The organism is Nonomuraea sp. NPDC049400 (assembly GCF_044466425.1).
Classification (GTDB): domain Bacteria; phylum Actinomycetota; class Actinomycetes; order Streptosporangiales; family Streptosporangiaceae; genus Nonomuraea.
Window position 1 is genome coordinate 175,942 of the sequence record NZ_JBITMP010000012.1, and the last position, 26,543, is coordinate 202,484.

21 protein-coding genes and 1 tRNA gene are annotated in these 26,543 nt (G+C 69.1%); 8 read left to right on the forward strand and 14 right to left on the reverse strand.

The window, feature by feature from the left end; all coding sequences use genetic code 11:
- Positions 1 to 107: 107 nt before the first annotated feature.
- A tRNA-Gln gene (locus ACIBVN_RS21010) sits at positions 108 to 179 on the reverse strand.
- Between the two features lie 301 nt (positions 180 to 480).
- Between ACIBVN_RS21010 and ACIBVN_RS21015 the strand changes: the two genes are divergently transcribed.
- The 4 genes from ACIBVN_RS21015 to ACIBVN_RS21030 all read left to right on the forward strand — a co-directional run bounded on the left by ACIBVN_RS21015 (position 481) and on the right by ACIBVN_RS21030 (position 5,560).
- Positions 481 to 1,419, forward strand: coding sequence for an acyl-CoA desaturase (locus tag ACIBVN_RS21015; RefSeq protein ID WP_397138711.1), 939 nt, complete (start codon positions 481 to 483; stop codon positions 1,417 to 1,419).
- A 43-nt stretch (positions 1,420 to 1,462) separates the two neighbouring features.
- Positions 1,463 to 2,371: a TetR family transcriptional regulator gene (locus ACIBVN_RS21020; protein WP_397138920.1), complete on the forward strand. Its 909-nt coding sequence runs from the start codon at positions 1,463 to 1,465 to the stop codon at positions 2,369 to 2,371.
- Between the two features lie 293 nt (positions 2,372 to 2,664).
- On the forward strand, positions 2,665 to 4,725 hold the full coding sequence (locus ACIBVN_RS21025; RefSeq protein ID WP_397138713.1) for an RNA degradosome polyphosphate kinase: 2,061 nt from the start codon (positions 2,665 to 2,667) through the stop codon (positions 4,723 to 4,725).
- Entirely contained in the window at positions 4,718 to 5,560 is an 843-nt protein-coding gene (locus tag ACIBVN_RS21030) for an NUDIX domain-containing protein (RefSeq protein ID WP_397138715.1), read from the forward strand. Before ACIBVN_RS21025 ends, ACIBVN_RS21030 begins: the two co-directional genes overlap by 8 nt.
- Here the strand turns inward: ACIBVN_RS21030 and ACIBVN_RS21035 are convergent, their stop codons facing one another.
- From ACIBVN_RS21035 to ACIBVN_RS21050, 4 genes are read right to left on the reverse strand one after another with little or no spacing between them, the layout of a single operon-like run.
- Positions 5,561 to 6,736 carry a cytochrome P450 gene (locus ACIBVN_RS21035; RefSeq protein ID WP_397138717.1) on the reverse strand — a complete coding sequence of 392 codons (1,176 nt, stop codon included), beginning with the start codon at positions 6,734 to 6,736 and terminating at the stop codon, positions 5,561 to 5,563.
- Positions 6,733 to 8,223 carry a CHAD domain-containing protein gene (locus ACIBVN_RS21040; RefSeq protein WP_397138719.1) on the reverse strand — a complete coding sequence of 497 codons (1,491 nt, stop codon included), beginning with the start codon at positions 8,221 to 8,223 and terminating at the stop codon, positions 6,733 to 6,735. The genes ACIBVN_RS21035 and ACIBVN_RS21040 overlap by 4 nt, the downstream gene beginning before the upstream one ends.
- 40 nt (positions 8,224 to 8,263) lie before the next feature.
- Complete coding sequence (locus tag ACIBVN_RS21045) at positions 8,264 to 8,602, reverse strand: glyoxalase (RefSeq protein ID WP_397138721.1); 339 nt, start codon at positions 8,600 to 8,602, stop codon at positions 8,264 to 8,266.
- Positions 8,599 to 9,369 carry a trans-aconitate 2-methyltransferase gene (locus ACIBVN_RS21050; protein ID WP_397138723.1) on the reverse strand — a complete coding sequence of 257 codons (771 nt, stop codon included), beginning with the start codon at positions 9,367 to 9,369 and terminating at the stop codon, positions 8,599 to 8,601. Before ACIBVN_RS21050 ends, ACIBVN_RS21045 begins: the two co-directional genes overlap by 4 nt.
- A gap of 57 nt (positions 9,370 to 9,426) precedes the next feature.
- Here ACIBVN_RS21050 and ACIBVN_RS21055 point away from each other — a divergent pair, with 57 nt between their 5' ends.
- Positions 9,427 to 9,930 (forward strand): MarR family winged helix-turn-helix transcriptional regulator, encoded by a 504-nt coding sequence (locus tag ACIBVN_RS21055; protein ID WP_397138725.1) that lies wholly within the window; start codon positions 9,427 to 9,429, stop codon positions 9,928 to 9,930.
- A 16-nt stretch (positions 9,931 to 9,946) separates the two neighbouring features.
- On the opposite strand, the gene ACIBVN_RS21060 is transcribed toward ACIBVN_RS21055, so the two are convergent.
- From ACIBVN_RS21060 to rsmA, 4 genes are all read right to left on the reverse strand, one after another.
- On the reverse strand, positions 9,947 to 11,794 hold the full coding sequence (locus tag ACIBVN_RS21060) for an ABC-F family ATP-binding cassette domain-containing protein (protein WP_397138727.1): 1,848 nt from the start codon (positions 11,792 to 11,794) through the stop codon (positions 9,947 to 9,949).
- 320 nt (positions 11,795 to 12,114) lie between these two features.
- Positions 12,115 to 13,017, reverse strand: coding sequence for a 4-(cytidine 5'-diphospho)-2-C-methyl-D-erythritol kinase (locus ACIBVN_RS21065; protein ID WP_397138729.1), 903 nt, complete (start codon positions 13,015 to 13,017; stop codon positions 12,115 to 12,117).
- A 453-nt stretch (positions 13,018 to 13,470) separates the two neighbouring features.
- Positions 13,471 to 14,067 carry an NlpC/P60 family protein gene (locus ACIBVN_RS21070; protein WP_397138731.1) on the reverse strand — a complete coding sequence of 199 codons (597 nt, stop codon included), beginning with the start codon at positions 14,065 to 14,067 and terminating at the stop codon, positions 13,471 to 13,473.
- A 164-nt stretch (positions 14,068 to 14,231) separates the two neighbouring features.
- Entirely contained in the window at positions 14,232 to 15,071 is an 840-nt protein-coding gene (gene rsmA / locus ACIBVN_RS21075; protein ID WP_397138922.1) for a 16S rRNA (adenine(1518)-N(6)/adenine(1519)-N(6))-dimethyltransferase RsmA, read from the reverse strand.
- Positions 15,072 to 15,138: 67 nt separating this feature from the next.
- Here rsmA and ACIBVN_RS21080 point away from each other — a divergent pair, with 67 nt between their 5' ends.
- Both ACIBVN_RS21080 and ACIBVN_RS21085 read left to right on the forward strand, forming a co-directional pair.
- Positions 15,139 to 17,103 (forward strand): serine/threonine-protein kinase, encoded by a 1,965-nt coding sequence (locus ACIBVN_RS21080; RefSeq protein ID WP_397138733.1) that lies wholly within the window; start codon positions 15,139 to 15,141, stop codon positions 17,101 to 17,103.
- Positions 17,103 to 18,308, forward strand: a complete 1,206-nt coding sequence (locus tag ACIBVN_RS21085) for a hypothetical protein (protein WP_397138735.1) — start codon at positions 17,103 to 17,105, stop codon at positions 18,306 to 18,308. The genes ACIBVN_RS21080 and ACIBVN_RS21085 overlap by 1 nt, the downstream gene beginning before the upstream one ends.
- A 52-nt stretch (positions 18,309 to 18,360) precedes the next feature.
- Here the strand turns inward: ACIBVN_RS21085 and ACIBVN_RS21090 are convergent, their stop codons facing one another.
- The 4 genes from ACIBVN_RS21090 to ACIBVN_RS21105 form a co-directional block, all read right to left on the reverse strand.
- Positions 18,361 to 19,269 carry a ubiquitin-like domain-containing protein gene (locus ACIBVN_RS21090; RefSeq protein ID WP_397138737.1) on the reverse strand — a complete coding sequence of 303 codons (909 nt, stop codon included), beginning with the start codon at positions 19,267 to 19,269 and terminating at the stop codon, positions 18,361 to 18,363.
- An 81-nt stretch (positions 19,270 to 19,350) separates the two neighbouring features.
- Complete coding sequence (locus tag ACIBVN_RS21095) at positions 19,351 to 20,205, reverse strand: TatD family hydrolase (protein ID WP_397138739.1); 855 nt, start codon at positions 20,203 to 20,205, stop codon at positions 19,351 to 19,353.
- 65 nt (positions 20,206 to 20,270) lie between these two features.
- The gene (gene metG, locus ACIBVN_RS21100) at positions 20,271 to 22,052 is read right to left on the reverse strand and encodes a methionine--tRNA ligase (protein WP_397138741.1); all 1,782 of its coding nucleotides are present in this window, start codon (positions 22,050 to 22,052) and stop codon (positions 20,271 to 20,273) included.
- 138 nt (positions 22,053 to 22,190) lie between these two features.
- The gene (locus ACIBVN_RS21105; RefSeq protein WP_397138743.1) at positions 22,191 to 23,411 is read right to left on the reverse strand and encodes a glycosyltransferase family 2 protein; all 1,221 of its coding nucleotides are present in this window, start codon (positions 23,409 to 23,411) and stop codon (positions 22,191 to 22,193) included.
- A gap of 99 nt (positions 23,412 to 23,510) precedes the next feature.
- Between ACIBVN_RS21105 and ACIBVN_RS21110 the strand changes: the two genes are divergently transcribed.
- Entirely contained in the window at positions 23,511 to 25,058 is a 1,548-nt protein-coding gene (locus tag ACIBVN_RS21110) for a hypothetical protein (protein ID WP_397138745.1), read from the forward strand.
- On the opposite strand, the gene ACIBVN_RS21115 is transcribed toward ACIBVN_RS21110, so the two are convergent.
- Positions 24,994 to 26,538 carry a dolichyl-phosphate-mannose--protein mannosyltransferase gene (locus ACIBVN_RS21115; protein ID WP_397138747.1) on the reverse strand — a complete coding sequence of 515 codons (1,545 nt, stop codon included), beginning with the start codon at positions 26,536 to 26,538 and terminating at the stop codon, positions 24,994 to 24,996. The two genes, ACIBVN_RS21110 and ACIBVN_RS21115, sit on opposite strands and share 65 nt — an antisense overlap.
- Positions 26,539 to 26,543: the final 5 nt, after the last annotated feature.

Below are 26,543 nucleotides of genomic sequence, written 5' to 3' on the forward strand. Positions count from 1 at the left end.
ACTGGACGGATCAGGGTGTTTGGTACGGCTACCGCACCGCAACCCTCCCGACACCGTGAGGATACCTGGCCGCGCACCGAACGTTCGCGCCGGGGAGCAGGTCACAGCTCCCGGAAGAGGACTCGAACCCCTACAAAGTGGACCAAAACCACTTGTCCTGCCGATTAGACGATCCGGGATGGATCGGACACATGGTGTCCGACGCATCCCCTACGATACCGAGCCCGCACCCCGGCGCGCGCCCGTAATTACCGCCACGCGGGATGCGAGGGCGAAGTCTCCTGGTGACAGCGGCGCACGGCGCGTCAACCCATATAACAGACCGCCCTAAACGGAGCAAGGTACGAACCCCACCTACCTTGCACCCCAGAGAGTCACCTTCCCCACATTCACGGCTTAGGGCTTCCTTACTTACGCTGGCGTAGGTTACGGTGGCGTAGCCCGGACATACATCCTCATTCATGCCGTTGGAGGTCGTCCATGACCGTTATCGCCGAGCGCTCAGCGCCAGCCCCGAAGCCGGATTTCGAGCCCGAGCCGAAGTCCAAGGCAGAGCTGTTCACGTTCGGGCTCGTCGTCGGGCTGCCGCTGATCGCGATCGCGGGCGCGGTGCCGTTCGCATGGGGATGGGGTCTCGGCTGGACGGACATCGCCATCTCCTTCGTTTTCTACGTGGTCTCCGGGCTCGGCGTGACCGTCGGGCTGCACCGCTACTTCACCCACGGCTCGTTCAAGGCCAAGCGGCCACTGAAGATCGCGATGGGCATCGCGGGCAGCCTGTCGCTGGAGATGTCGGTGCTCGACTGGGTGGCCACGCACCGCAAGCACCACAAGTTCTCCGACAAGGAGGGCGACCCGCACTCGCCGTGGCGCTTCGGACCCGGCTTCAAGTCCATGTCCAAGGGCCTGCTCTACGCGCACATGGGCTGGTTGTTCGAGAGCGAGCGGACCAACAGGGAGAAGTACGCTCCCGACCTGTGCAAGGACCCGGACGTGCTCAAGCTGCACAAGTGGTTCGGCACGATCGCCGTCACCTCCATCGTGCTCCCCGGCGTGATCGGCGGGCTCGTCACCTGGTCCTGGCAGGGCGCGGTGACCGCGCTGTTCTGGGGCTCGATCGTCCGCATCGGGCTGCTGCACCACGTGACCTGGTCGATCAACTCGATCTGCCACGTGTTCGGCGAGGAGGACTTCCAGGTACGCGACAAGTCCCGCAACGTCTGGTGGCTGGCCATCCCGTCCTTCGGCGAGTCGTGGCACAACCTGCACCACTCCGACCCGACCTGCGCCCGGCACGGCGCGCTCAAGGGCCAGATCGACCTGAGCGCCGGGCTCATCCGGATCTTCGAGAGGCTCGGCTGGGTGTACGACGTCCGCTGGCCGACGCCCGAGCGGCTGGCGGCGAAGCGCATTGCCTGACGCCGATCAGCCGATGAACGGCCACGCATCCGTGGCCGTCATTATGGAAACCGTGACCGAACCCCGATCTCGCAGGCGTATGTCCGGCAGCGAGCGCAGAGAGCAGCTGATCAGCATCAGCCGCACCCTCTTCGCGGAGAAGGGGTTCGACGGGACCTCTATCGAGGAAATCGCAGCTACCGCACAGGTGTCGAAACCCGTGGTATACGAGCATTTCGGCGGTAAGGAAGGCGTCTACGCGGTCGTGGTCGACCGCGAGATGCAGAAGTTGCTCGGCATGATCACCGAGGCTCTGGCCGCCTCCCATTCACTGGTCAAGCTGGAGCGGGCCGCGCTGGCACTGCTCCAGTACATCGAGGAGAGCAGCGAGGGCTTCCGCATCCTCGTACGCGACTCGCACGCCGCCTCGGGCACCGGCACGTTCGCGAGCCTGATCAGCGAGATCGCCAGCCAGGTCGAGGACGTCCTGGCCGACGAGTTCGCGGCGCGCGGCTACGACCCCAAGCTCGCGCCCATGTACGCCCAGATGCTGGTCGGCATGGTGGCGCTGACCGGGCAGTGGTGGCTCGACGTGCGCAAACCCGGGCGTGAGGAGGTCGCCGCCCACCTGGTCAACCTGGCATGGAACGGCCTCACTGGGCTCAACCCCAACCCGTCGATCACCGCCATGACCCGCGAGCAGTCCGCCGCCGCGCCCAAGCCGCGCACCACCAGTGAGAAGGAGCTGCGCGAGCTGGAGAAGGCACGCGAGAAGGAGCTCAAGGAGGCCGAGAAGGCTCGTCAGAAAGAGCTGAAGGAGGCGGAGAAGGCGCGGGTGCGGGAGCTCAAGGAGCGGGAGCGGCTGCTCAAGGAGGCGGAGAAGGCGCGCGAGCGCGAGGAGAAGATCCGCCAGCGCGAGGCCCGCCTGGCCGAACGCGCCGCCCGCCTCGAACAGGTGGACCACCCGGAGTAACGGTCTCCGGGGTGAGGGCGGCGATCCGGCGCCGCCGCCCACCGCAGCGAGACGACACCACCGACCATGACTGAGGTCCTTTGAGGAAGGGGAGGAGCGCCTTTCCCTGAAGGACGTCAGCGCACATCGGCGGGACAGCCGGGCGCGGTGGGACAGAGCCGCGGGCCGGGCCGCGGGCTTGAACAGCGGGGATGGCTTGGGTGACGATTGTGTAGAGCGTGGCTGACCATCCGGGATGAGCCGTTGCGGCCCTGTTAACGTTCTGTTCAACCAATCGGGGCAATATAGGTCATATGTCCGCGGAACCGTTCCAACCCGCCAACGACCTTCCCCTCCCACAGGAGCGTTTTCTCAATCGCGAAGAGAGCTGGCTCCAGTTCAACGAGCGCGTACTCGAACTGGCCGAGGATCCGTCGATCCCGCTGCTGGAGCGGGTGCGTTTTCTGGCGATCTTCGCGAGCAACCTCGACGAGTTCTTCCGCGTACGGGTGGCGGGCCTGAAACGGCGCATGGCCACGGGCCTGCTGCTGCGTACCAAGAGCGGGTTGAAGCCGCGCGAGGAGCTGGCCAGGATCGGCACGATCGCGGACGAGCTGGCCAGGCGGCACGCGGCGACCTTCCACCAGCAGATCTGCCCGCAGCTCGCGGCTGAGGGCATCGAGATCGCCAGGTGGGACAATCTGGGGCGCGAGGAGCGCACGGAGCTGCGCAAGCTCTTCAGGGAGCGCATCCGGCCGGTGCTGACGCCGCTGGCCGTGGACCCCGCGCATCCGTTTCCCTATATTTCGGGGCTCAGCCTGAATCTTGCGGTTCTGGTGCGTAATCCGGCGACCGATCACACGGTCTTCGCGAGGGTCAAGGTTCCGTCGCAGCTGCCCCGATTCGTACCTGTCTCCCAAAACAGATTCGTCCCGCTCGAGGATGTCATCGCGGCGCATCTGGGACAGCTCTTCAAGGGCATGGAGGTCCTCCAGCACCACGTCTTCCGCGTCACCAGGAACGAGGATCTCGACGTGGACGAGGACGTCACCGAGAACCTCATGCAGGCCCTCGAGAAGGAGCTGCTCAAGCGGCGCTTCGGCCCGCCGGTGCGGCTGGAGGTCGAGGACACGATCACCCCGGAGGTGCTGGCGCCGCTGGTGGAGGAGCTGGAGCTGGCGCCACACGAGATCTACCGCGTGCAGGGCCCGCTCGACCTGTCGGGCCTGCACGCCATCGCCGACCTGGAGCGGGGCGAGCTGAGCTACCGGCCGTTCGTGCCCGCCGAGGTGATCAACGCCGAGGACGACCTCTTCTCGATCCTGCGCGAGCGGGACGTGCTCCTGCACCACCCGTACGACTCGTTCGCCACCAGCGTGCAGCGCTTCATCGAGGTGGCCGCGGCCGACCCCAAGGTGCTGGCGATCAAGCAGACCCTCTACCGCACCAGCGGCGAGTCCCCCATCGTGGACGCGCTGATCGACGCGGCCGAGGCAGGCAAGCAGGTCGTGGTGGTCGTGGAGATCAAGGCCCGCTTCGACGAGCACGCGAACATCTCCTGGGCCCGCAAGCTGGAGAAGGCCGGCTGCCACGTCGTCTACGGCGTGGTCGGGCTGAAGACCCACTGCAAGCTCGCGCTCGTGGTCCGCCAGGAGCCCTCGGGCGAGCTGCGCCGCTACTGCCACATCGGCACCGGCAACTACAACCCCAAGACCGCCAGGCAGTACGAGGACTTCGGCCTGCTCACGGCGGACCCGCTGGTCGGGGAGGATGTGACGGACCTGTTCATCCACCTGACCGGCTACTCCAACCACTCCGCCTACCGCCGGCTGCTGGTCGCGCCCCACTCCATGCGCAGCGGGCTGCTGGCCAGGATCGAGCGGGAGATCGCCCACGCGCAGGCGGGGCGGCCCGCGCGGATCAGGATCAAGACGAACTCGCTGGTGGACGAGCCGATCATCGACGCGCTCTACCGGGCGTCCAGGGCCGGTGTCCCGGTGGACCTGTGGGTGCGGGGCATCTGCAGCCTGCGCCCAGGAATTCCAGATTTGTCCGAAAATATCCGCGTAAGGTCGGTCTTGGGGCGCTTTCTTGAGCACTCCCGGGTGTACGAGTTCGGCCTGGGCCGCCGGCCCGAGCTGTGGATCGGCAGCGCCGACCTGATGCGCAGGAACCTCGATCGCCGCGTCGAAGCCCTGGTCAAGGTGACCTCGCCGCAGCACAAGGCCTATCTCATCGAGCTGATGGACCTGGCCATGGCCGACACCACGAACGCGTGGTGGCTGAACTCCGACGGCACGTGGGCCCGCCATCCGGGCGAGGACCCGCAGAGCCATCTCATCGGTACGCGCCGCTGGAGGACCGTTGATGACTGACCTGCTCCGCGCCGCCGGAGCCGTGGTCTGGAGGGGCGAGGAGAGCCGCCCGGAGGTTGCCGTCATCCACCGCCCGGACTACGACGACTGGACCTTCCCCAAGGGCAAGCTGAAGTCCGGTGAGCACGAGATCGCCGCCGCCCTGCGCGAGGTACGCGAGGAGACCGGCCTGACCGTGCGGCTCGGCCGCGCGCTGCCGCCCGTCCACTACCTCAGCACCGGCCGGCTCAAGCGGGTCGACTACTGGGTGGCGCGGGCGGCCGGCGACGACGGGTTCTCCCCCGGCGACGAGGTGGACGAGCTGCGCTGGTTGCCGGTGGAGGAGGCCAGGCGGCTGCTGACGTACGAATGGGACGTGGGGCTGCTGCGCGCGCTGCGGGCCGCGCCGCTCGAGACCGTGCCCCTCGTGCTCGTACGGCACGGCTCGGCCGGCGCCAGGAACGAGTGGCAGGGCGACGACGCGCTGCGCCCGCTCGACGCCGAGGGCTGGGCCCAAGCGGCGAACCTGGCCACCGCGCTGCCCGCCTACCGGCCCGAGCTGCTGATCAGCTCCCCCAGCGCCCGGTCCGTCCAGACCCTGGAGCCGTACGGCGCCGAGACCGGGGCGGAGATCAAGCTCGAGCCGCTGCTCAGCGAGGAGAGCTACGACCCGCAGAAGACGGCCGCCCTGGTCGGGGAGATCGCGGTGCCCGCGGCCGTGTGCAGCCACCGCAAGGTGCTCCCCGGCCTGGTCAAGGCGTTGAGCGGCAACGGCGTGCACCTGCGCAAGGGCGCGTTCGCCGTGCTGCACAGGGTGGGCGAGGACGTCGTCAGCGTCGAGCGTTACACGGCCTGATCACCAGGTCACCGGAAGCCGGGCGAAGCCGTCCGCGATCCTCCCCTCGCTGCGCGGCAGCTCCTCCATGGGCACAGCCAGCCGCAGGGCCGGGAAGCGCTGGAACAACCTGCTGAAGACGGCCTCCAGCTCGACCCTGGCCAGGCTGGCGCCGATGCAGAAGCGCGGGCCGTACCCGAAGCTCAGATGCGGGTCGGTTTGCGGACGGCGGATGTCGAACACATCCGGATCCGGATAGACCCGCTCGTCCCGGTTGGCCACCCCCGGCAGCAGCACGACCGCCTCGCCCTTGCGGATCGTGCGGCCGCCGATCTCGATGTCCTCGTGGGCGTACCTGGGCAGGCCGTGCAGGCTGGTCACCACCATGCGCAGGATCTCCTCGACCGCGCCAGGGGCAAGGGCCGGGTCGGCTATGAGCAGATCGCGCTGGCCGGGGTTGGCCAGCAGGAGCAGGACGCCGAAGTCGATGCGGTTGACCGTGGTCTCGTGCCCGGCGAACAGCAGCGCGCCGGCCAGTTCGGCGATCCGCCCGTCGTCATCCAGCTCGTTCGCCAGGTCCGACAGCACGTCCTCGCCCGGCTCGCGCCGCTTGCGCTCGATCAGGCCCGCCATGTACGCGCCCAGCTCCTCGCGAGCGGCCCGGCTGCGCTCCATGTCCAGCATGTCGCCCATGCGGGACGACACGCCGCCGAAGTACTCCCTGTCCTCGTACGGCACGCCCAGGAGCCGGCAGATGACCAGCACGGGCAGCGGGAACGACAGCTCGGCGTGCAGGTCCACCGGCGGCGTCAGCTTGGCCAGGTGGTCGAGCCGCTCATCGACCAGGGAACCGACGTGGTCCCTGAGCGCCTTCATCCTGCGCGCGGAGAAGGACGGCATGAACAGCTTGCGCATGCGGTCACGCTCGGCCTTCTCCGTGGCCACGTCGCCCTGGGGGCCGCCGAGCAGCGCCGAGCCCGACAGCCGCGCGGCCTTGTCCGGCTCCGGATGCGAGCGGCCGAGCCTCGGGTCGTTGAACAGGCTGCGCGCGTCCTCGTAGCCGCTGACCAGCCAGACCTCGTCGCCCATCCGGGTACGTACCTTCGCGATGCCCTCTTCGACCCGCAGGTCCCGATACGCCTCGGGGACGTCGAGCAGGCTGCCGCGTTCGAAGGGAATGGTGGGAAGGTTCCTCATAGAACCTTCTTAACCGCCTTGAGGGTCTTGGCCCAGACTCTGGGGAAATCGGCATGTGCCCGCTCGGCGGTGTTCCGCTCGATTCCGATGAGCAGCCCGTACGTGAACGTGTCCTCGCCTGCCTGGCGCGCGTTCTCGGCCTCCTTCGCCAGCGTCTCCTGCGCGACGACGCCGTCCTGGTGCGCACCCAGGACTTCCTGGATGTCCTCGGCGAGCTTGGCCAGCTTGCCCATGTTCGCACCGAGGGTGGGCTGGAGCGCTTCGGCGGTGTAACGAGCGCGTTTGGCGGCCTTGCGCACGTCGTGCATGGCTATTTCGCGACGTTCCGGGTCTTCGATGGCCTGAGCGGTGTCGTAGGCCTTCGTCACCCTCGCCCAGTTGGCCGCGGCAACGGCGGAGAGCTTGTCCTGGGCCGGTTTGGCCGCCGCCTTGCCAAGCTGCGGGGCCGATACGAGCTGGTCGAGTGCGTTGAGCAGGGTGTAGTAGCGGTCGCTGCTGAGCGTGTCCTTGATGCGGACGTACGCCTCTTGCTCGCGTTTGTACAGATCCGCGCCGAGCCGGGTCTGGATGGGCCCGGTGACCAGCTCGGGCTGCAGATCGGCCAGCTCCCTGCCGAACCTGGCCCTGATCACCTCGAGGTCGCGGGCCTCGCCGAGCACCGTGCCGAGCCAGCGCAGCTCGTCCTGGATCGGGCCGGTGTCGGTCACGATGCTCTTGAACGCCTTGAGCGCGCTGCGCAGCCTGCGTGCGGCCACGCGCATCTGGTGCACGGCGTCGTCCTCGGCCCTGCGTACCCGGGGATCCTGGGAGAGGAGGGCGGCTACCTGGCCGGCCAGGTAGGCGACGACGGTCTCACCCGCCGTGCCCGGTTCGGTGGGGGCCTTGGGGAGCGGGGTGGGTTCGAGCAGTTTGACGAGCTTGCTGGCGGACGCGGAGGGCGTCGCGCCGGCCTTCCTGAGACGCTTGCCGACCTTGGCGAGGAATGCCCGGCGATCCGCGGCGAGCAGCTCCGCCTCGACCTCGCGCCACCGCACGACCTTGGGCTCGTCCTGGAACACCGTGCCCTTGACGTGGTCGTCGGCGATCTCGACCAGTCCGGTGTCGCCGTCAAGCAGGACGGTGACGCTCCTGCGGGTGTCCAGCTCGGCGACCGGCTGGAGCTCCGCGCCGCGGGTGAAGGCGCGGACGAGTTCGGCCAGCTCGGGTGGCACGATCTTGGTGCTGCGGGTGAGCGGGTGCGTGATCTCCTGGCGCACGCCCTTGGCCTTGGGCAGCTTCAGATGCCAGCCGGGATCGGAGCCGCCTCGTCGCCGCCTGAGCGTGACGCCCCGGGTGGCCAGTCGAAGGTCAAGGGTGTCGTAGTAGAGGGCCACGAGCTGATAGCTCTTCGGGCCCACGACGTCGGCCAGACCGCTCAGATCCGGGATAGCGTAATCGGGAGGAACGTCGAACTTGTCCTCGATCTCGATGCCCACTACACCTCGCAAGAGTCCGATTTCGGAACATCATGCCACTTGGAGGTGAACATCACATGGCCTGCAGAAGCTCAATCCTGTTGCCCACGGGGTCCGAGACGTAGATCCGCCGATAGCCGGGGAACAGATCGTCGATTTCCACGCCGGAGGCGTAGGCGTCGAGGTCGTCCACCAGGAACGCGGGGTGGGCCTTTCGCGCGGGCCTGAAGTCGTCCTCGATGCCGAGGTGGACCTCCACCCCCTCGCCCCTGAACCACACGCCGCCGCGCTTGGCCAGCTCCGGCGGCTTGGGCACCTCCCGGAGCCCCAGCACGCCCTCATAGAAGCGCCTCAGCTCGGGCTCACTGCCCCTGGGCGCGGCGAGCTGGACATGATGAATCTGTCTGATCACTTCTGCACCACCACAAAGATTCTCCGGAACGGGAAGGGCGTGCCGTAGCTCCTGGCCGGATACGCCTCGGCGAGCGCCTTGCCGAGGTCCTGCCTGAACCGGCGCTGCTCGTCAGGGGCGAGCCGGTCGAAGACGGGACGCAGGGCGGTGCCGGAGACCCAGTCGAGCACCGGGCTCTCGCCCTGGAGCAGGTGCATGTAGGTCGTCTCCCACGCGTCCACCTGGGAGCCGCCGTGGTTGAGCAGGTCCAGGTACTCGATGGCGTCGTCGACCGGATGCGCCCTGACGACGTCGCTGAGCTTGTCGGACCAGACGCGGGAGGCGCACAACTCGCGGATCGCCACGTGGCTGGGCGCGTCGAAGTTGCCGGGCACCTGGAACGCCAGCCAGCCGCCCGATGCCAGTTCCTCGACCCAGTGCTCCAGCACGGCGCGGTGCTCGGGGACCCACTGCAGGACGGCGTTCGAGACGATCACGTCCATCGGCCGGTCGGGACGCCACGTGGCCACATCCGCCACCGCGAACCTGACACTCGACTGCAACTGGCGGGCCTTGGTGATCATCGCGGGCGAGGAGTCGAAACCTTCGACGGTCGCGCGGGGCCAGCGTCGAGCCAGCTCAACGGTGAGTTCTCCACTGCCGCAGCCCGCGTCCACGACATAATCGGGATCGACCGCCCCCACCCTGGAGACCAACTCGACGAACGGCCGCGACCGCTCGTCCGCGTAGACCGCGTAGGTCACCGGGTCCCAGATATCTCTTGACATGAAGATAATTGATATCGAGAGAGATATCTCGATGTCAAGACAGTACACTCTTGTGTCATGACGGAGGATGCTAGGGACGAGGTGGACCGCCTCGTCGCGGCTTGGCGCACGGAGCGTCCCGACCTCGACGTCGAGCCGCTCCAGGTGCTCTCTAGGGTGTCACGACTGGCCAAGCATCTCGACCGGGCCAGGCGGGCGGCGTTCGCCGAGCACGACTTGGAGCCGTGGGAGTTCGACGTGCTGACGGCGCTGCGGCGGGCCGGCAAGCCGTACGAGCTCAGCCCCGGGGCCCTGCTGCGGGCCACGCTCGTCACGTCCGGGACCATGACCAACCGCATCGACCGGCTCGCGGAGGCCGGCCTGGTGCGGCGCCGCCCGGATCCGGAGGACCGCCGCGGCGTGCTGGTGTCCCTCACGGACACCGGCCAGGCCCGGGTCGATGCCGCCTTCGCGGACCTGCTGCGGCGCGAGCGCGACCTGCTCTCCGGCCTGGGCGCCGACGATCAGCGGCTCCTTTCCTCCCTCCTCCGCACGCTCCTCGCCCCCTTCGACGCGTCTTGAGGCCCTCAGCCCTTCGTCAGTCACCCAGGCGGTCGGCGAGTTCGAGCCACTCGGCTTCGATCGTGTCCTTCTGGGTGGAGATCTCGCGTAGCTGGGCATCGAGGGAGCCGAGCTTGGCGTAGTCGCTGGCCGCTTCCGCCATGGCCGCGTGGAGGCGGGACTCCTGGTCGCTCAGCTTGTCTAGCTGGCGTTCCAGGCGGTTGAGCTCCTTGCGCAGCTCGCGTTCCTCCTTGGCCGACAGCCCGGCGCCAGGCTGGCCCGGCGCGGACGTGGCTCCGGAGTGGTCCGCACCACCGGATACCGCGCCGTCGACATCCGGTGCGGGAGGCGGTCCGGCAGGAGTGCTCAGGCGGGCGGTCACGGCCGTGCCGGCGGCGCGTCGTTCGAGGTATTCGTCCACCCCGCCGGGCAGCAGCGAGAGCTTGCCGTCACCCAGCAGCGCCACGCACCGATCGGTCACCCGCTCCAGGAAGTAGCGGTCGTGGCTCACCAGGATCAGCGTGCCGGGCCAGCCGTCCAGCAGGTCCTCAAGCTCGTTGAGGGTCTCGATGTCGAGGTCGTTGGTGGGCTCGTCGAGCAGCAGGACGTTCGGGTCGTCCATGAGCAGCCTGAGCAGCTGCAGCCGCCGGCGCTCGCCACCCGACAGGTCGCCGACGACCTTCCACTGCGCCTCGCCCCTGAACCCGAGGCGTTCAAGCAGCTGGGAGGCCGTCCACTCCCTCTTGCCGACCTGGAGGTACTTTCGTACTTCCTCGACCGACTCCAGCACCCGTCGCGTCGGGTCGACTTCGGCGAGCTCCTGGGACAGGTGCGCGAGGCGTACCGTCTTGCCCCTGATCACGCGCCCGGAGTCGGGCGTCACCGTGCCGGCGAGCAGGCGCAGCACGGACGACTTGCCGGAGCCGTTCACCCCGATCAGCCCGATCCGCTCTCCCGGGCCGAACTGCCACGTGAGATCCCCGAGCACCAGCGGCCCGTTGCCCGGCCCTCCGGCGTGCAGCGTGACGTCCTCGAGGTCGTAAACGGTCTTGCCGAGGCGGGCCGCGGCGAACCGCATCAGCTCGACGGTCTCGCGCGCCGGGGGCTCGTTCGCGATCAGCGCCTGGGCGGCCTCGATGCGGAACTTCGGCTTGGACGTACGGGCGGGCGGACCGCGCCGCAGCCAGGCGATCTCCTTGCGCATGAGGTTTTGCCGGCGTTCTTCCGCGGCCTGCGCGATCCGCGCCCGCTCGGCCTTGGCGAGCACGTAAGCGGCATATCCCCCCTCGTAGCGCTCGACCCGCCCGTCCACGACCTCCCACGTGCGGGTGGACACGGCGTCGAGAAACCACCGGTCGTGCGTCACGACCACCAGCGCGCTCTTCCTGCCCGCCAGATGGCCGGCGAGCCAGGCGATGGCCTCGATGTCGAGGTGGTTCGTGGGCTCGTCCAACATGATCAGGTCATGGTCGTCGATGAGCAGCTGCGCCAGCGCCGTACGCCTGCGCTCCCCACCCGACAGGTCGGCGGCCCTGGCGCCGAGGTCGAGGTCGCCGACCAGGTTGGCGAGGATCTCGCGTACCTGCTGGTCCCCCGCCCACTCGTGCTCGGCCAGCCCGCCGAGGACAATCTCCCCTACGGTGGCGCTCGGGTCCAGCGCGTCGTGCTGCGACAGGAATCCGACGCGCAGGCTCCGGTTATGCGTGACCCGTCCCTTGTCCGGCCGCACCGCTCCCGCGATCACGGACAGGAGGGTCGTCTTCCCGCCTCCGTTACGCCCGACGACGCCGATGCGCTCGCCTGCCTCGACGCCGAGGGATACGTCGGTGAGGAGCGGCTTGGGCCCATAGGCATGGGAGACCGACTCAAGATTGACCAGATTCATGACCTCCTCAGGGTATCGGCTCCCCATCCATCTCCCGCCCGCCGAAGTTGTCGGTAGTGCCGAACTCAGAGGTGCCGAAGTAGTCGGTATGCCGAACTCAGAGGTGCCGAGGTTGGCGGTATGCCGAACTCAGAGGTGCCGAGGTTGTCGGTCATACCGAACTCGGGGGTGCCGAGGTTGGCGCTGCGCCGAAGTCGGTGGTGCTGGGGGCGTCACCGCACGCATACGGTGAGCCCGCGCGTCACCTCCGCCTCGGCACCCCCCGGGCACGGCGAGTTGCGCACTCGGCGCCTTGGACCCGCCGTGGGCGGATGCCGTGGTCAGGCCAGCGTTGCACCCTGGACCGGGCCGTGGGCGGCTACGGCGGTGTGGGCGGCTCCCGTGCTGGTCAGGCTGAGGGCCAGGTCGCGGGCGTGGAGCGCGTCGATGGCCAGGAAGGCGCACGTCGGGCCCGACCCCGAGACGATCGCCCCCAATGCCCCGTGCTGGCGGCCCGCCTCCAGGGTGGGGCCGAGCTCCGGTCTCAGGCTGAGCGAGGCCGCCTGGAGGTCGTTGCTCAGGTGGGCGCCGAGGGAGTATGCGTCACCTGTGCCCAGCGCCTCCATCAGGGAGTCGTCCAGCTGGGGCCAGGGGACCTCGGCGCCTGAGGCCGCTCTGAGGCGGTCGCATTCGGCGTAGACGCTGGCCGTGGAGAGGCCGCCGTCCGCCAGTGCGAACACCCAGTGGAATGTGCCCCCAGTGGGCAGCTCGCTCAGCTGCTCACCCCGGCCGGTGCCGACCGCCGTGCCCCCGAGCAGGGAGAACGGCACGTCGCTGCCGAGATCGCCCGCGATCTCCATGAGGTCCTCGAACGGCAGCCCCAGCCCCCACAGCTCGTTGCAGGCCACCAGCGCCCCGGCGGCGTCGGCGCTGCCGCCCGCCATGCCGCCCGCCACAGGGATGTCCTTCTGGATGATCAGGTCGGCGCCGTAAGTGCGGCCCGCGTGTTTGGCGAGCGCTCGGGCGGCCCGGATCGCCAGGTTGCTGTCATCGGTCGGCACCTGGTCGGACCACTTGCCGTTCACCACCACGGTGATCGACTCGGACTCCTTCGCCACCACCTCGTCGAAGATCGATACCGCGTGGAAGACGTTCACCAGGTCGTGGTAGCCGTCTTCCCTGAGCGGGCCGACAGAAAGCTGTACGTTGACCTTCGCAGGCACACGTACGGTCACCGAACTCATCGATCTTGTGCCACTCTCATCACTTGCCGGGGTCAAGGACACTAGATGCTATCGGGGCCCGGAGCCCTGACATGCGGTTCTCGCAATATGACCTCCAGAACCACCGACTCTGCAACACGCAGAGTCAAGTTAATGCGCCTTTGCCCTGAACGTCATAGGCGACAAAGAGTGATCTGGGTTGCTGGGAATGCCCCCTGCCCTCCGAACGTGGGCGCGCCCCGGTGCAGACGCCCGCGGGCGGCCCATGACGACGTGATCGCAGGATGGCGACACATGATCGCAGTATGGCGACAGGTGATCGCAGGATTGCGACGCGGACCGAGAGCGCGTGATCGAACGACCGCACGGCGTGCACCCGCGCGACGAGGAACGAGCGCATGGCGTGCACGCATGCGGCGAGGAGCGAGCGCACCCTGCGCCGGTGTGCCGGCGGTGGCGAGGGCGGTGAGCGGCTCAGCCGGGGCGTGTCATGCCGCGGAAGACGGCACGGTAGTAGGGCGAGCCGAGGAAGTCGGTCGTCTTCACGACGTCGCCGGTCTTTGGGGCGTGGATCATCAGTCCACCCCCTAGATACAGCGCCACGTGGGTGGGGTCGCCTGTGCCGCCGCCGAAGAAGAGCAGGTCGCCTGTGCGGCGCGCGCTGAGCGGAACGCGGCGACCCTGGCGGAACTGTGCGCCCGTGTAGTGGCCGAGGGCCACGCCCGCCCGGGCCCAGGCGTACAGGGTCAGGCCGCTGCAGTCGAAGCCTCGCGTTCTCGCTCCCCTGCCTATGCCGAAGGTGGGGCCGCCCGCTGAGCCTCCGCCCCAGGAGAACGGCACGCCCAGCTGGGCGAGGGCCGCGGCGGCGGCGATCTCGCCGCGAGTGCGCCTGCTCTGCTTCGGGGGCGTCAGCGGCCGCCAAGGTTGTCGGATGCAGAGGTCGCCCGGGCCCGGTCCGGGGAGCGCTCGTGAGCATGGATCCGGCGGGAGGGAGGCTGCTCGAGCAGGGTGCGCGGACAGGGCGAGGGCTGCGACGAGCGCTCCGGCGATGGCCGCCCTTAGCTTGATCATTTTGGCCTCCTGTTGGGGATGGGAGGCCAGGATCACGTGCCGGAGCGGGGCGGTTTGAGGCCGAACGTGGTTCTGTGGATGGACGGAGGACAGGACCGCGAGGTTGTGGAGAACCGGTGGAAAGGCTCAGCTCAGGATCGAGCCGGCCCCTCCCGCCTCGACGGTCACGGCCTGGACTCGGCGATGCGGGCGAAGGCGTGGATGTCCAGTTGCTCGCCCCGGGCGGACGGGTCCACTCCGGCCGCGCGGAGCGCCTGCTCCGCCTGTGCCGCGCTGCCCGCCCACGAGGAAAGGGCCGCGCGCAGGGTCTTCCTCCGCTGCGCGAAGGCGGCGTCCACCACCGCGAACACCTCCTCGCGCGAGGCCGTCGTGGCGGGCGGCTCCCGTCGTGCCAACGAGACGAGGCCGGAATCGACGTTGGGGACGGGCCAGAAGACGGTACGGCCAACCGGGCCCGCCCGGCGAACGTCCGCATACCAGGCGGCCTTGACCGACGGCACCCCGTACACCTTCGAACCGGGGCCGGCGGCGAGGCGGTCGGCCACCTCCGACTGGACCATGACCAGGCCCTTGCGCAGCGACGGCAGGACCTCCAGGAGGTGGAGCACCACCGGGACGGCCACGTTGTAGGGGAGGTTGGCGACCAGGGCCGTGGGGGTGAAACCGGACAGGTCGTCGAGCGTGATCTTCATGGCGTCCGCGTTCACGACCGTGAGCCTCTCGGACGCCCCGCGCTCGGCGACGGTGATGGGGAGCTGGCGGGCGAGCACGGGGTCGATCTCGACGGCCACCACGTGCGCGGCCGACGGCAGGAGCGCGAGCGTGAGCGAGCCGAGACCCGGCCCGACCTCGATGACCACGTCGTTCTCCGACAGATCGGCCACGCGGACGATGCGCCGGACGGTCCCTGCGTCGATCACAAAGTTCTGGCCGAGCTTTTTTGTCGGACGAAGATCTAGCTTGTCCGCCAAAATACGTATTTCTGCTGGGCCCAACAGCCTCATCATCCAATCAGTCTCTCGCATCGAAGAACCATCGATGGCGCTTGGGGAGACCAAAGGAGAGGATGGCGTGGAACAGGAAGGGACGTCCCTCATGGAGCCAACGGGCGCCGCGCCGCTCCGCCCGACGGACTTGCGGGAAATCGGGCCGTACCGGCTGCTGGGCCGGCTCGGCGAGGGCGGTATGGGGACCGTCTTCCTCGCTCGTGCGCCGACGGGGCGATTTGTCGCGCTCAAGGTCGTCAAGGCGGAGTTCGCCAACCAGGAGGGGTTCGCGGCCAGGTTCCACGCGGAGGTCGAGAACGCCCGCCGGGTGGCGTCCTTCTGCACGGCCCAGGTGCTGGACAACGGCAACACCGGGGACGGGCGCCCGTACATGGTGACCGAGTACATCGCGGGCGCCCCCCTCTCCGATCAGATCGCGAAATACGGGGCGCTGGAGCCGGGGGCACTGCACGGCGTCGCGCTGGGCGTCGCAGCCGCGCTGGCGGCCATCCACGTCGCCGGGCTGGTGCACAGAGACCTGAAACCGGCGAACGTGATCCTCTCGCTGTCAGGACCCAGGGTGATCGACTTCGGCATCGCCAGGGCGCTCGACAGGGAGACCGGATTCACGCTTTCCGGCGAACTGTTAGGGAGTCCTGGATGGTGGGCTCCGGAGCAGGTACGCGGTGAGGTCGTCACCCCGGCGGCGGACATCTTCGCCTGGGGCTGCCTGGTGGCGTACGCGGGCAACGGGCGGCATCCGTTCGGGCGCGGCGACCCCATCACGCTGGCCACGCGCGTGCTGAACACCCCGCCCGAGCTGGGCGCGCTGCCCGCGCCCCTCAACGAGCTGGTACGGCGGGCCACCTCGATGGACCCGGCCCTGCGACCGACGGCACAGGATCTGCTGATCGCCCTGGTGGGAGGCAGCACGCCGGCACGGGCCGCCGATCCGCCCACCTTGGTCGCGACCGAGATGCTCAACGACTGGCGGCCACCGCAGAACGTCGTGGACGAGCCGGACATCACGGCCACGTTCACGACTCCCCCACCGAGTGACACCACCGGCAGGGCGCCCGCCGTTCCGGGCGCTCCGGCTGGACCGCCGGGCGCGTTCGGCGGGCAAGCCGGTACGGCAGGCACGCCGCCCCCTCAGCAGAGTCAGGCGTCGCTCGAGGAGCTGGCACGGAGAGAGGAGGAGGCGGCCAAGGAGGAGTTCGCGCGCTGGGAGGCGCAGGCTCGGCAGCAGGAGCAGGCCCAGTCGGAGGCTCTGGCGAGGAAGAAGGAGGAGGAGGCCCGGTCGCGCGGCCAGGAGGCGCAGCTGCGGCAGGCCAGCCTCCCCGGCGCCGAGAAGACCCGGCCGGGCCAGGGCCGCACGGTGGCTCTGCCAGGCCAGCGCCACACGACGGCACCGTCGGGCCAGGGCCACACGACGGCGCTGCCGGGCGAGAGTCGCGCGGCGGCGCTGCCAGGAGAGAGCAGCACGGCGGCCCTGCCGGGTGACGAGCCCGACACTCTCGGCGGTTCGAGGACAAAGGGCACGCGGTGGCTCATCGCCGCGGCGGCGGCCGTGCTGGCCATCGTCGTGACGACGGCCGTCCTGATCGTCACCTCCGGCCGCAACACGACCGTCACCACGACCCCCGGCACCCCCTCCCAGGCGGCCGCCACCGCGGCGCCCAACGACGTGGGCCGCCGCTTCGCGCTGGGCGCAAACTTCGACGACCCCATCGCGATCGTCGCGTCGGCGCCGGAGTGCGGGCTGAAGGAGTACGAGGGCAAGACCGCGACCCAGGGCCAGCTCTGCGTGATCCGCTGGACGATGATCAACCCGGGCGGCGAGCGCAGGCAGCTGATCCAGCCCGTCGTCACCATGATCGACGACCGGGGCGGCGAGCACGACCCGGCGGCCGTCACGCTGCCCCCGGCCATCCTGCCGGGCGGCCGGGTGGACAGCGCGTTCGTGTTCGACCTGGCCATGTACCGCAAACCCGTGAAGATGACGGCGACCATGCTCGAGAACGGCAAGCAGATCGAGGTCGGGCTGTGATGATGATCCGATCTGCGTTGATCGCACTCATGCTGGCCACCGGAGCACCCCTGACGTCCACGGACACGGCCACGGCCACGGCGGTGGCCTGCGCCGGAGCCGCCGACTTCGACGGCGACGGCGTGGACGACGTGGCCGTGGGCGACCCGTTCGCCGACGACCAGAAGGGCTCGGTGAACGTGCTCTCCGGCGACAAGGTCGTCCCCGTCACCGTCCCGAACCTGGCCAGAGGCGACGCCTTCGGCTGGTCCGTACGGCTGGCCAAGGTCAACGCCGACGCCTGCGCCGACCTGGTGATCGGCGCGCCGTACGCGGACGTGGACGGCGCCGAGGACGCCGGGGCGGCGTACGTCGTCTTCGGCGGCGGCGTCGCGCCGCCGCAGCGCCTGACCGCGTCCCAGCCGCAGCGGTTCGCGCACTTCGGCTGGTCGCTGGCCGCGCGCGGCGACCTGGTGGCGATCAGCGCGCCGTACGAGGACGAGGCCCAGCTGCTGGACGTGGGCGCCGTCTATGTACGCAAGGGCCCGGGCGGGTTGCGCAGGATCGGCCAGGAGTCCGACGACGTGCGGGGCAACAGCGAGGTCGGCGACCAGTTCGGCTGGTCCATGGCCTTCGGGGCGAGGAATGAGCTGGTCGTCGGCGTCCCGTACGAGAACAATGACGGCGCGGGCCGCCAGGTGGAGGCCGGCAAGGTCGACTCGGGCTCCGTCGTCTTCATCGAGGACGTGCTGGCGCCCAGGCTCTCGACGTTGAAGCTGGATTCGTCGACCGACGCCTCCGGAGACCGGTACGGCTACGCGGTGGCGTACGCCGAGGGCTACGGGTACGCGGTGAGTGCGCCGGGGCCCGGGTACGTGGAGCTGCTCGACACTGGCCGGAAGCGCACGAGAAGGCTGACGGAGGCGGGCAAGCAGGCTTTCGGGTTCTCGCTGGCCGCCTCGGGGGACGGCAGGCTGGCCATCGGCGCGCCCTACGGGGGCGGCGTCCGCGTGATCTCCTGGAAGAACACCGCCGAGGACAGGCGGCTGCCTGCCGGTGACGGGCTGTTCGGCTGGTCGGTGGCCTTCAGCGGCAACAAGCTCTTCGTGGGGCAGCCGGATGCGCGGCCGTACGGGAACGTCTCGGTGGCCGGGCGCAACGCCGACACCCTGCAGCCGGTCCAGCCCACCAAGGGCGCCGACTTCGGCGCGTCGGTGTCCGGCTGAAAGCCTGCAATGTCAGCCGAACTGCACTGTCGGCCGAGCAAAGCCTGCGCCGTCAGCCGAGCAGGCGGTCGCCGCAGGTCGGCCACTGGCTCTGCCATCGGTCGCCCATCTGCTGGTAGAGGACCTGTGCCCGGTACGTCTGCTCCTCCACCGGCCAGTCGCTGGGCAGCCCCATGCCGCCCACGGCCTGCCACACGGGCAGGCTGAACTGGTACATCCCGTAGTAGGGCCCGTCCGGGTTGTACGCCCGGGGGTCGCCGTTGGCCATGCACTGGGCCAGCGCCGGCCAGTCGAGTGCCATGACGTCCGGCCGGATCGGGATGGTGTGCGGTGGCGCGACCGTGATGACCGTTCCGTCCTTGGGGAAGCTGTCGAGCGGCGGCGTCACCAGGTAGTCGCGGCGCAGCGGGACCCGGTTCTGCCTGAGCACCTCGCGTACGGTCCTGGCAGTGGTGCGCGAGGTGATCCGGGTGGTGCCCGCGACCACGTACACCTTGCGCCGGGTGTAGAAGGTGAGCCGCATCCCCGAAAGCGGCACCGCGTCGTCCGGTGGCGCGGACACCCTGCCCGCCGCCGGGGTGAGGTCGAGCTCTGCCAGGGCGTCGCCGACGTTCGTGGCGGTGACCAGGCGCCTGCTGGTGCGGCCGTCCAGGGTCAGGGTGATGGGGCGCGCGTGGCGTACCTCGATGGTGGACCCGTCGGTGACGTCCTCCTGCGCGCCCGGGCGTACGACGTCGCCGTACCCCACCGAGACACCGGCCTCGGCGAGCACCTCCCGCACGGTCCCCGCGTACGCGCGGATCTCCATCGGCCGGCCGTCGACGATCACGACGACCTCTTTGACCAGGAACGACACCGCCACGAGTGCCCCGAGTGCCGCGGCGCCCGCCAGGCACACGACCGGCGTCCACGGTGAACGCCAGGGGATCGGCGGACGCGGCGCACGCCTTTTTCCTCGCACGAACCACCTCCGGTACGGTCAGGACCGCCCGAACGTTAGTGGCGCGTTACTCTCGGCATCCACGGGTTCACCAAAAGATGGTCACCACTCGCCGAAGACTGTGACTCCGTTGACGCTGATCGCCTCACACAACCGATCCGGATGGATCCCTTTGACCTCCGCCAGGCAGCGCAGGGTGAGCGGGATGAGGTAGGGGGCGTTGGGTTTGCCCCGGTGCGGCACCGGCGGCAGGTAGGGGGCGTCGGTCTCGACCAGCATGAGCTCCTGGGGCGCGGTGTGGGCGGCCTCGCGGAGGTATCCGGCGTTCTTGTACGTGACAGGACCGGAGAAGGACATGAAATATCCAGCTTCGGCGCACTTTTTCGCCATTTCGGCGTCGCCCGAGAAGCTGTGAAAGACGACCTTGTCCGGCGCGCCCTCGTCACTCAGCACCTTGAACACGTCGTCGTGCGCGTCGCGGTCGTGGATGACCAGGGCCTTGCCGGTGCGCTTGGCGATCTCGATGTGCGCGCGGAAGCTCGCGTGCTGGTCCTCCTTGCTCGCCCAGTCGCGGTAGTAGTCGAGCCCCGTCTCCCCCACCGCGCGCACGCCGGGCTGCCGCGCCAGCCGCTCGATCTCGGCCAGGACCTCCGGGGTGGCCTCGTGAGCCTCGTTCGGGTGGATGGCCACCCCGGCGTACACGCCCTCCTGCTCGGCCGCCACCTCGGCGTTCCACCTGGACGACTTCAGGTCGTAGCCGATCGTGACCAGCCGCGTCACGCCGACCGCCCTGGCGTCCTCGAGGATGCCGCGCACGCTGGCCTCCGCCGCCTGCGCGGCCTGCGCCACCGGGTCGCCGGACGACGCCTGCCTGTTGCCGACCATGATGTCGAGGTGGCAGTGGCTGTCGAACACAGGGGCGGAGAGCGGCTCAGGCGCGGCGGGAAGCTTGGTCACGGCATCCAAGGTAGCCGCCGCACCCGGTCACTCGCCCAGCCGGGCCAGTCGCGGCCGGTCCCGTCTCACTGGCCCAGCCGGGCCAGCTCCTCGTCCACGACCTTCGGGTCGAGCTTCTTGAACAGCGGCACGGGCGGCGCGAGCGGCGTGCCCGGCTTGATCGGCCGGTGCTCCCAGCGGGCCGCCCCGTTGTAGTCGCCGGTGATCACCGGGTATGCGGTGCCGCCGTCCTCGTCGACCTCGCGCATCTCCGGCATGCCCGACCACACGCCCTCGCCGCCGAGCATGGCGAAGACCTTGTTGGACGAGCCGGGCAGGAACGGCGTGAGCATCGTCTTGGCGTCGTCGACGACCTGGAGCGCGACGTGCAGGATCGACTTCTGCCGCTCCGGGTCCTCCTTGAGCTTCCACGGCTCCTGCTCGGCCAGGTATTTGTTGGCCTCGCGGACCACGTCGAACGCCTCGGTGATCGCGTTCTTGAAGCGCGACCTGCTCAGCTCCGCGCCCACCGGGGCGAACGCGTTGCGCGAGCGCTCCAGCAGCGCCCGGTCGGCGTCGGTCAGGTCGCCCGGCTCGGGCACGACCCCGAAGTTCTTCGCCGCCATCGAGATCGACCGGTTGACCAGATTGCCCCAGGCTGCCACCAACTCGCCGTTATTGCGGTTGACGAACTCCTGCCAGGTGAAGTCGGTGTCCTGATTTTCCGGGCCTGCCACCGCGATGTAGTAGCGCAGCGCGTCCGCGTCGTAACGCGCCAGGAAATCTCGTACGTAAATAACTACTTGCCGCGACGAGGAGAACTTCTTGCCCTCCATGGTCAGGAACTCGCTCGAGACCACCTCGGACGGCACGTTGAGCGCCCCGAGCGGGCCCGGCGAGCCGTCGCGGGCGCCCTGCCCGCTGTAGCCGAACAGCATCGCCGGCCAGATCTCGGCGTGGAAGACGATGTTGTCCTTGCCCATGAAGTAGTAGCCGCGGGCGTCAGGGTTTTGCCACCACTCGCGCCACGCGTCGGGGTCGCCCGAGCGCCTGGCCCACTCGATGGAGGCCGACAGGTAGCCGATCACCGCGTCGAACCAGACGTACAGCCGCTTGTTGGGCTGGTCGCGCCAGCCGTCGAGCGGGATCGGCACGCCCCAGTCGAGGTCGCGGCTGATCGCGCGCGGCTGCAGGTCGCCGAGCAGGTTGAGGGCGAACTTCAGCACGTTGGGCCGCCACTCGCCCTGCTTGGACTGCAGGTAGGTGCCGAGCACCCCGGCGAAGGCGGGCAGGTCGAGCATGAAGTGCTCGGTCTCGACGAACGTGGGCGTCTCGCCGTTGATGCGGCTCTTGGGGTTGATCAGCTGGATCGGGTCGAGCTGGTTGCCGCAGTTGTCGCACTGGTCGCCGCGCGCGCCGTCGTAGCCGCAGATGGGGCAGGTGCCCTCGATGTAGCGGTCGGGCAGCGTGCGACCGGTCGACGGCGAGATCGCCCCCATCGTGGTCCTGGGGAAGATATAGCCGTTGTCGTAGAGGCCCTTGAAGATGGCCTGGGTGACGGCGTAGTGGTTTTTCGTCGTGGTCCTGGTGAACAGGTCGTAGGAGAGCCCGAGCCCGGTGAGGTCCTCGGCGATGACGCGGTTGTAGCGGTCGGCCAGCTCCCTGGCGCTCACGCCCTCCTTGTCGGCCTGCACCTGGATGGGCGTGCCGTGCTCGTCGGTGCCTGACACCATCAGCACCTTGTTACCCGCCATCCGCTGGTAGCGGCTGAAGACGTCGGACGGCACGCCGAACCCGGAGACGTGCCCGATGTGGCGGGGGCCGTTAGCGTACGGCCACGCGACGGCGGTCAAGATGTGCTGGGACATAATCCTAAGCCTACGGGTCTCCCATCCCGCCTCGAACCCACTTCCCCCACACGGCACGCCGCTCTCCTGCGGGCCTGCGGCGCAACGAAAACGGCGCCCACTCGGTGGGCGCCGCAACGGTCGATGGGGGTAGGAGGATCAGCGCTTGGACTTCTCGAGGGAGACCGCTTCCGCGGCCTCCTCCGCGGCCTTGGCGGCGACGTCGATGGAGCTCTCCCGGGTGCGCCGGATGCCCAGGATGCTGACGAACAGCGAGGCGAAGATCGTCTGGAAGCTCATGATCAGCGCGGTGGCGGAGGGCACCACGATACGCAGCGACTCCCGCGGGTCCAGCTCACCGAAGCTGCGCACCTGCCAGTGCACCAGCGACATCACCAGGCCGACCAGACCGGCCAGCGCCAGCAGCCCACCGACCACGAGCCCCTTCTCCAGGCTCACGACGTCGATCAGCTTGCGGATGCGCGGCGACTCCGGCAGGAAGCCCTCCTCGGCCGCGTACACCTTCGTGAACACCGCGAACAGCGCCGCCTGGAAGCCGATCACCACCAGCGCCGACGACCCGACCAGGGTGTCGACGTCGAAGGCGAGCTCGCCGATCTCCACCGGCCCGAACGTCAGCGCCGTCCCGGCCACCAGGCCGAGGATCATCATCAGGACGCCGGGGTAGAAGAACAGCCACTTCGGGCTGTAGAGGAGCAGGAAACGCAGGTGGCGCCAGCCGTCGCGCCAGGAGCGCAGGTGCGGCGGGCGGGAGCGGCCGTCGGGCGAGAGCGTCGTGGGGACCTCGCGCACGTCGAGCCCCGACAGCGTGGAGCGCACCACCATCTCGGAGGCGAACTCCATGCCGCCCGTCTGCAGCTGCAGCCGCAGGATCGAGTCGCGCCGGAAGCCGCGCAGCCCGCAGTGGAAGTCGCCGATCTTCGAAGGGAAGAACAGCCGGCCGACGAACGACAGCACCGGGTTGCCGAGGTAGCGGTGCAGCGGAGGCATGGCGCCTGGTGCGATGCCGCCCTTGAAGCGGTTTCCCATCACCAGGTCGGCGCCGTCGCGTAGCTGCTCGACGAACGGCAGCAGCGAGGTGAAGTCATAGGAGTCGTCGGCATCGCCCATGATGACGTATTTGCCGCGCGCCGCCCTGATCCCGCCCATGAGGGCGTTGCCATAGCCCTTCTCGTCGACGTGGACCACGCGGGCACCGGCCTCGCGGGCGAGCTGTTGTGAGCCGTCCGTGCTGCCGTTGTCGGCGATCAGCACTTCGCCCTCGATGCCGTGCTCCGCCATGCACGCCAGTGCTTTGCGTACACAGACTTCCACGGTCTCCGCCTCGTTGAGGCAGGGCATGACCACCGTCAGTTCCACGTGTCTACCCTTCAGTTAAGGCTGTTCCAGTGAACCATCATGCCCTGTGCCCGAGCCTGTTCGGGTCAAGACCCAAAAACGACTGGCATTCTTTACAGCATGGTGAGCGTCGCGGAGATTACCCGTGTGGACCACTCCGCCCCTGGCCGGGCAGCTCGCGCGCTGTCCATGTTGCGCCGGCATCGAGTGTTCGCCGCGGCTTTCGGCGTGGGCGCCGTGCTGCGGCTCATCGCCATGCTCGGCTACGGCCCGGCCATGTGGTTCAACGACTCGTACGAGTACGTCTCGGTGGCGCTGCACCCGAGGCCGCACCCGATCAGGCCCGACGGCTACAGCTTCTGGCTGCTGCTGCTCAAGCCGTTCCACAGCTTCACGCTGGCCATCTTCACCCAGCACCTGATGGGCCTGGCCACGGCCTGCCTGATCTACGCGCTGCTGCGGATCAAGTTCAGGCTGCCGAAGTGGGGCGCCACGCTGGCGGCGGCTCCGGTGCTGTTCGACGCGTACCAGATCCAGCTCGAGCAGATGGTGATGTCCGACACCATGTTCACGCTGCTCGTGGTGGGTGTGATCACGCTGGTGCTGTGGAAGCGGCGGCTGTCGTGGCAGGCGGGGGCGGTGGTCGGCCTGCTGCTGGCGCTGACCTGGCTGACGCGCTCGATCGGCCTGCCGGTCCTGGCGCTGGTCGTGCTCTACCTGCTGGTCAAGCGGACCGGCTGGCGCCCGATCACCGCGGTCATCACCGCCGCCATGATCCCGGTGCTCGCCTACATGGGCTGGTTCGCCTCCGCGTACGGGAAGTTCGCGATGACCAACAGCGACGGCCTCATCCTCTACATGCGCACGGCCATCTTCGCCGACTGCAACAAGATGCACATCGACAAGTACAAGGAGGTCCAGCTCCTGCTGCTGTGCATCAACGACCCGGTCAGCCAGCGCAAGGACTACGCGCAGTGGTACCTGTGGGGTCAGGGCAACGGCGACGGCACGGGCACCGGCGAGGTGCTGCACCGGTGGGGCATCAACAAGAAGTTCAGCGAGATCACCAACGACGCGGCCAGCGCGTTCGCCACCCGGGCGATCCTGTCGCAGCCCGGCGACTACCTGAAGGTGGTCACCCGTGACTTCTTCCGCTCGTTCCACTGGTCGCGGCCGCGCTTCCCCGACGAGTCGACGTACAACATGTACCAGTTCAAGCCCTACTACGACATCGACGAGAACGGCCAGCCCAAGCGGCTGCCGAAGTGGTCGTCGTACGCGGGTGGCCGGACCGACACCGACGCGTTCAGCTACGAGCAGGGCCCGCCGGAGACGCGGATCGTGCACCCGTGGGCCGACATCATGAGCGCCTACCAGAAGGTGTTCTACCTGCGCGGCATCATGCTCGGCGGGATCCTGCTGATCGGCCTGTACGGCGTCGTGGTCAGGTGGCGCAAGTTCGGCGGCCCGGTGGTGCTGCCGTGGCTGGGCTCGGTCGGGCTGCTGCTCGCCCCGGCGGCGACGGCGGAGTTCGACTACCGGTACGTGCTTCCCGCGGTCCCCCTGGCCTGCGTCGCCGCGGCGATCACGCTGCGCAAGGGCGTCACCTGGCCGCGGTGGTCACCCAGGAGCGCATCAGCATCCGAGCCCACCACTCTGCGTGTGTGATCGTCTCGGCGGTCAGCACCGGATAGAGCCACCAGAAGTTGACCAGCACGATGAGCGCGAACGCCCCCACCGCCGCCGCCCCGGCCGCCCGCCGGGCGGCCGGGGCGTCCTGTCTGCCCAGCACCAGCCCCGCCACCAGCACGAGCGCCAGCACCATGAACGGCACGACGGGGATCATGTAGAACAGGTACATCGTCCGGTTGTCGGCGATGGCGTAGTAGAACCACGGCAGCCAGCCCACCGCGAACCCCAGCAGCGTCGCCCCCGCCCGCCAGTCGCGCGTGGCCACGTACCAGGCGATGAGGCCGATCAGCGCCAGGATGGCGGCGTACCACAGGGCCGGGGTGCCGACGCCGTGCACCGCCTGTGAGCACGCGCTGGCCCCGCACGCCGACGGCGGCACGTTCGCCGGGTAGTAGAAGGAGACCGGCCGGATCAGCAGCGGCCACGACCAGGGCTCCGACATGTACGGGTGGTATTCGTGCAGGTTGCTGTGGTAGCCGAGCACGTCCAGCTGGTACTGCAGCCACGACCGCACCGAGTCGAAGATGAAGAACGCCGGCCCGGACGAGGTGGCCTGGTCCCAGTTGCGCCCCCAGCCGCCCGCGGTGGCGAACCATCCGGTCCACGACACCGTGAACGTCACCGCGGGCACGATCGCCATCGCCCCGAACGCGCCCGGCAGGTCGTACGAGAAGGCGCCGCGGTAGGACCCGCGCACGCCCAGCGCCCGCCTGGCCCCCATGTCCCACATCAGGCTCATGATCGCGAACGCGATCAGGAAGAAGATCCCCGACCACTTCACCGCGCACGCGGCCCCCAGGCAGAAACCGGCGGCCAGCCGCCACGGCCTGAGCCCCAGCCGGGGCCCCAGCTCGGTGACCGGTCCGCTGTCGTACAGGCCGGCCAGCCGTTCTCGCGCCCAGTCGCGGTCGGCCACCAGGCAGGCGAACCCGGCCAGCACCCAGAACATCAGGAAGATGTCCAGCAGCGCCGTGCGCGACAGCACCAGGTGGAGCCCGTCGAGGGAGAGCAGCAGCCCGCCGAGGCACCCCAGCAGCGTCGAACGGGTCATCCTGCGCGCCACCCTGGCCATGATCAGGATGGACAACGTTCCGGCCAGGGCCGCGACGAAGCGCCAGCCGAACGGGTTCATCCCGAACAGCCACTCCCCCACGGCGATCATCCACTTGCCCAGCGGCGGATGCGCCACGAACGAGGCGCAGTCGTCCGGCTGCGGGCACTGCTTGAAGATGTCCAGGTTGCCGGCCATGAGGCGCCGGTCGGCGATCGGGTCCTTGGCGTCGCCGAGCATGGTCCGCTCGACGCCGTGCGTGAGCAGCGAGTACGCGTCCTTGGCGTAGAACGTCTCGTCGAAGACGACGGCGTTGGGCTCGCCGAGCCTGATGAAGCGCAGGAGGCCGCCGAAGAGCGCGACCAGGAGCGGCCCCGCCCACCCCAGCAGGGTGCTCCCCTGCATCGGCG

What these genes read in the sequence shown, in the direction of transcription:
- rsmA (WP_397138922.1), bottom strand. Translation starts at nt 15,071, where the DNA reads ATGAGGCTGTTGGGCCCAGCAGAAATACGTATTTTGGCGGACAAGCTA.
- ACIBVN_RS21025 (WP_397138713.1), top strand. Translation starts at nt 2,665, where the DNA reads ATGTCCGCGGAACCGTTCCAACCCGCCAACGACCTTCCCCTCCCACAG.
- ACIBVN_RS21055 (WP_397138725.1), top strand. Translation starts at nt 9,427, where the DNA reads ATGACGGAGGATGCTAGGGACGAGGTGGACCGCCTCGTCGCGGCTTGG.
- ACIBVN_RS21015 (WP_397138711.1), top strand. Translation starts at nt 481, where the DNA reads ATGACCGTTATCGCCGAGCGCTCAGCGCCAGCCCCGAAGCCGGATTTC.
- ACIBVN_RS21020 (WP_397138920.1), top strand. Translation starts at nt 1,463, where the DNA reads ATGGAAACCGTGACCGAACCCCGATCTCGCAGGCGTATGTCCGGCAGC.
- ACIBVN_RS21115 (WP_397138747.1), bottom strand. Translation starts at nt 26,538, where the DNA reads ATGCAGGGGAGCACCCTGCTGGGGTGGGCGGGGCCGCTCCTGGTCGCG.
- ACIBVN_RS21050 (WP_397138723.1), bottom strand. Translation starts at nt 9,369, where the DNA reads ATGTCAAGAGATATCTGGGACCCGGTGACCTACGCGGTCTACGCGGAC.
- ACIBVN_RS21085 (WP_397138735.1), top strand. Translation starts at nt 17,103, where the DNA reads ATGATGATCCGATCTGCGTTGATCGCACTCATGCTGGCCACCGGAGCA.
- ACIBVN_RS21070 (WP_397138731.1), bottom strand. Translation starts at nt 14,067, where the DNA reads ATGATCAAGCTAAGGGCGGCCATCGCCGGAGCGCTCGTCGCAGCCCTC.
- ACIBVN_RS21035 (WP_397138717.1), bottom strand. Translation starts at nt 6,736, where the DNA reads ATGAGGAACCTTCCCACCATTCCCTTCGAACGCGGCAGCCTGCTCGAC.
- ACIBVN_RS21065 (WP_397138729.1), bottom strand. Translation starts at nt 13,017, where the DNA reads ATGAGTTCGGTGACCGTACGTGTGCCTGCGAAGGTCAACGTACAGCTT.
- ACIBVN_RS21060 (WP_397138727.1), bottom strand. Translation starts at nt 11,794, where the DNA reads ATGAATCTGGTCAATCTTGAGTCGGTCTCCCATGCCTATGGGCCCAAG.
- ACIBVN_RS21110 (WP_397138745.1), top strand. Translation starts at nt 23,511, where the DNA reads ATGGTGAGCGTCGCGGAGATTACCCGTGTGGACCACTCCGCCCCTGGC.
- ACIBVN_RS21030 (WP_397138715.1), top strand. Translation starts at nt 4,718, where the DNA reads ATGACTGACCTGCTCCGCGCCGCCGGAGCCGTGGTCTGGAGGGGCGAG.
- metG (WP_397138741.1), bottom strand. Translation starts at nt 22,052, where the DNA reads ATGTCCCAGCACATCTTGACCGCCGTCGCGTGGCCGTACGCTAACGGC.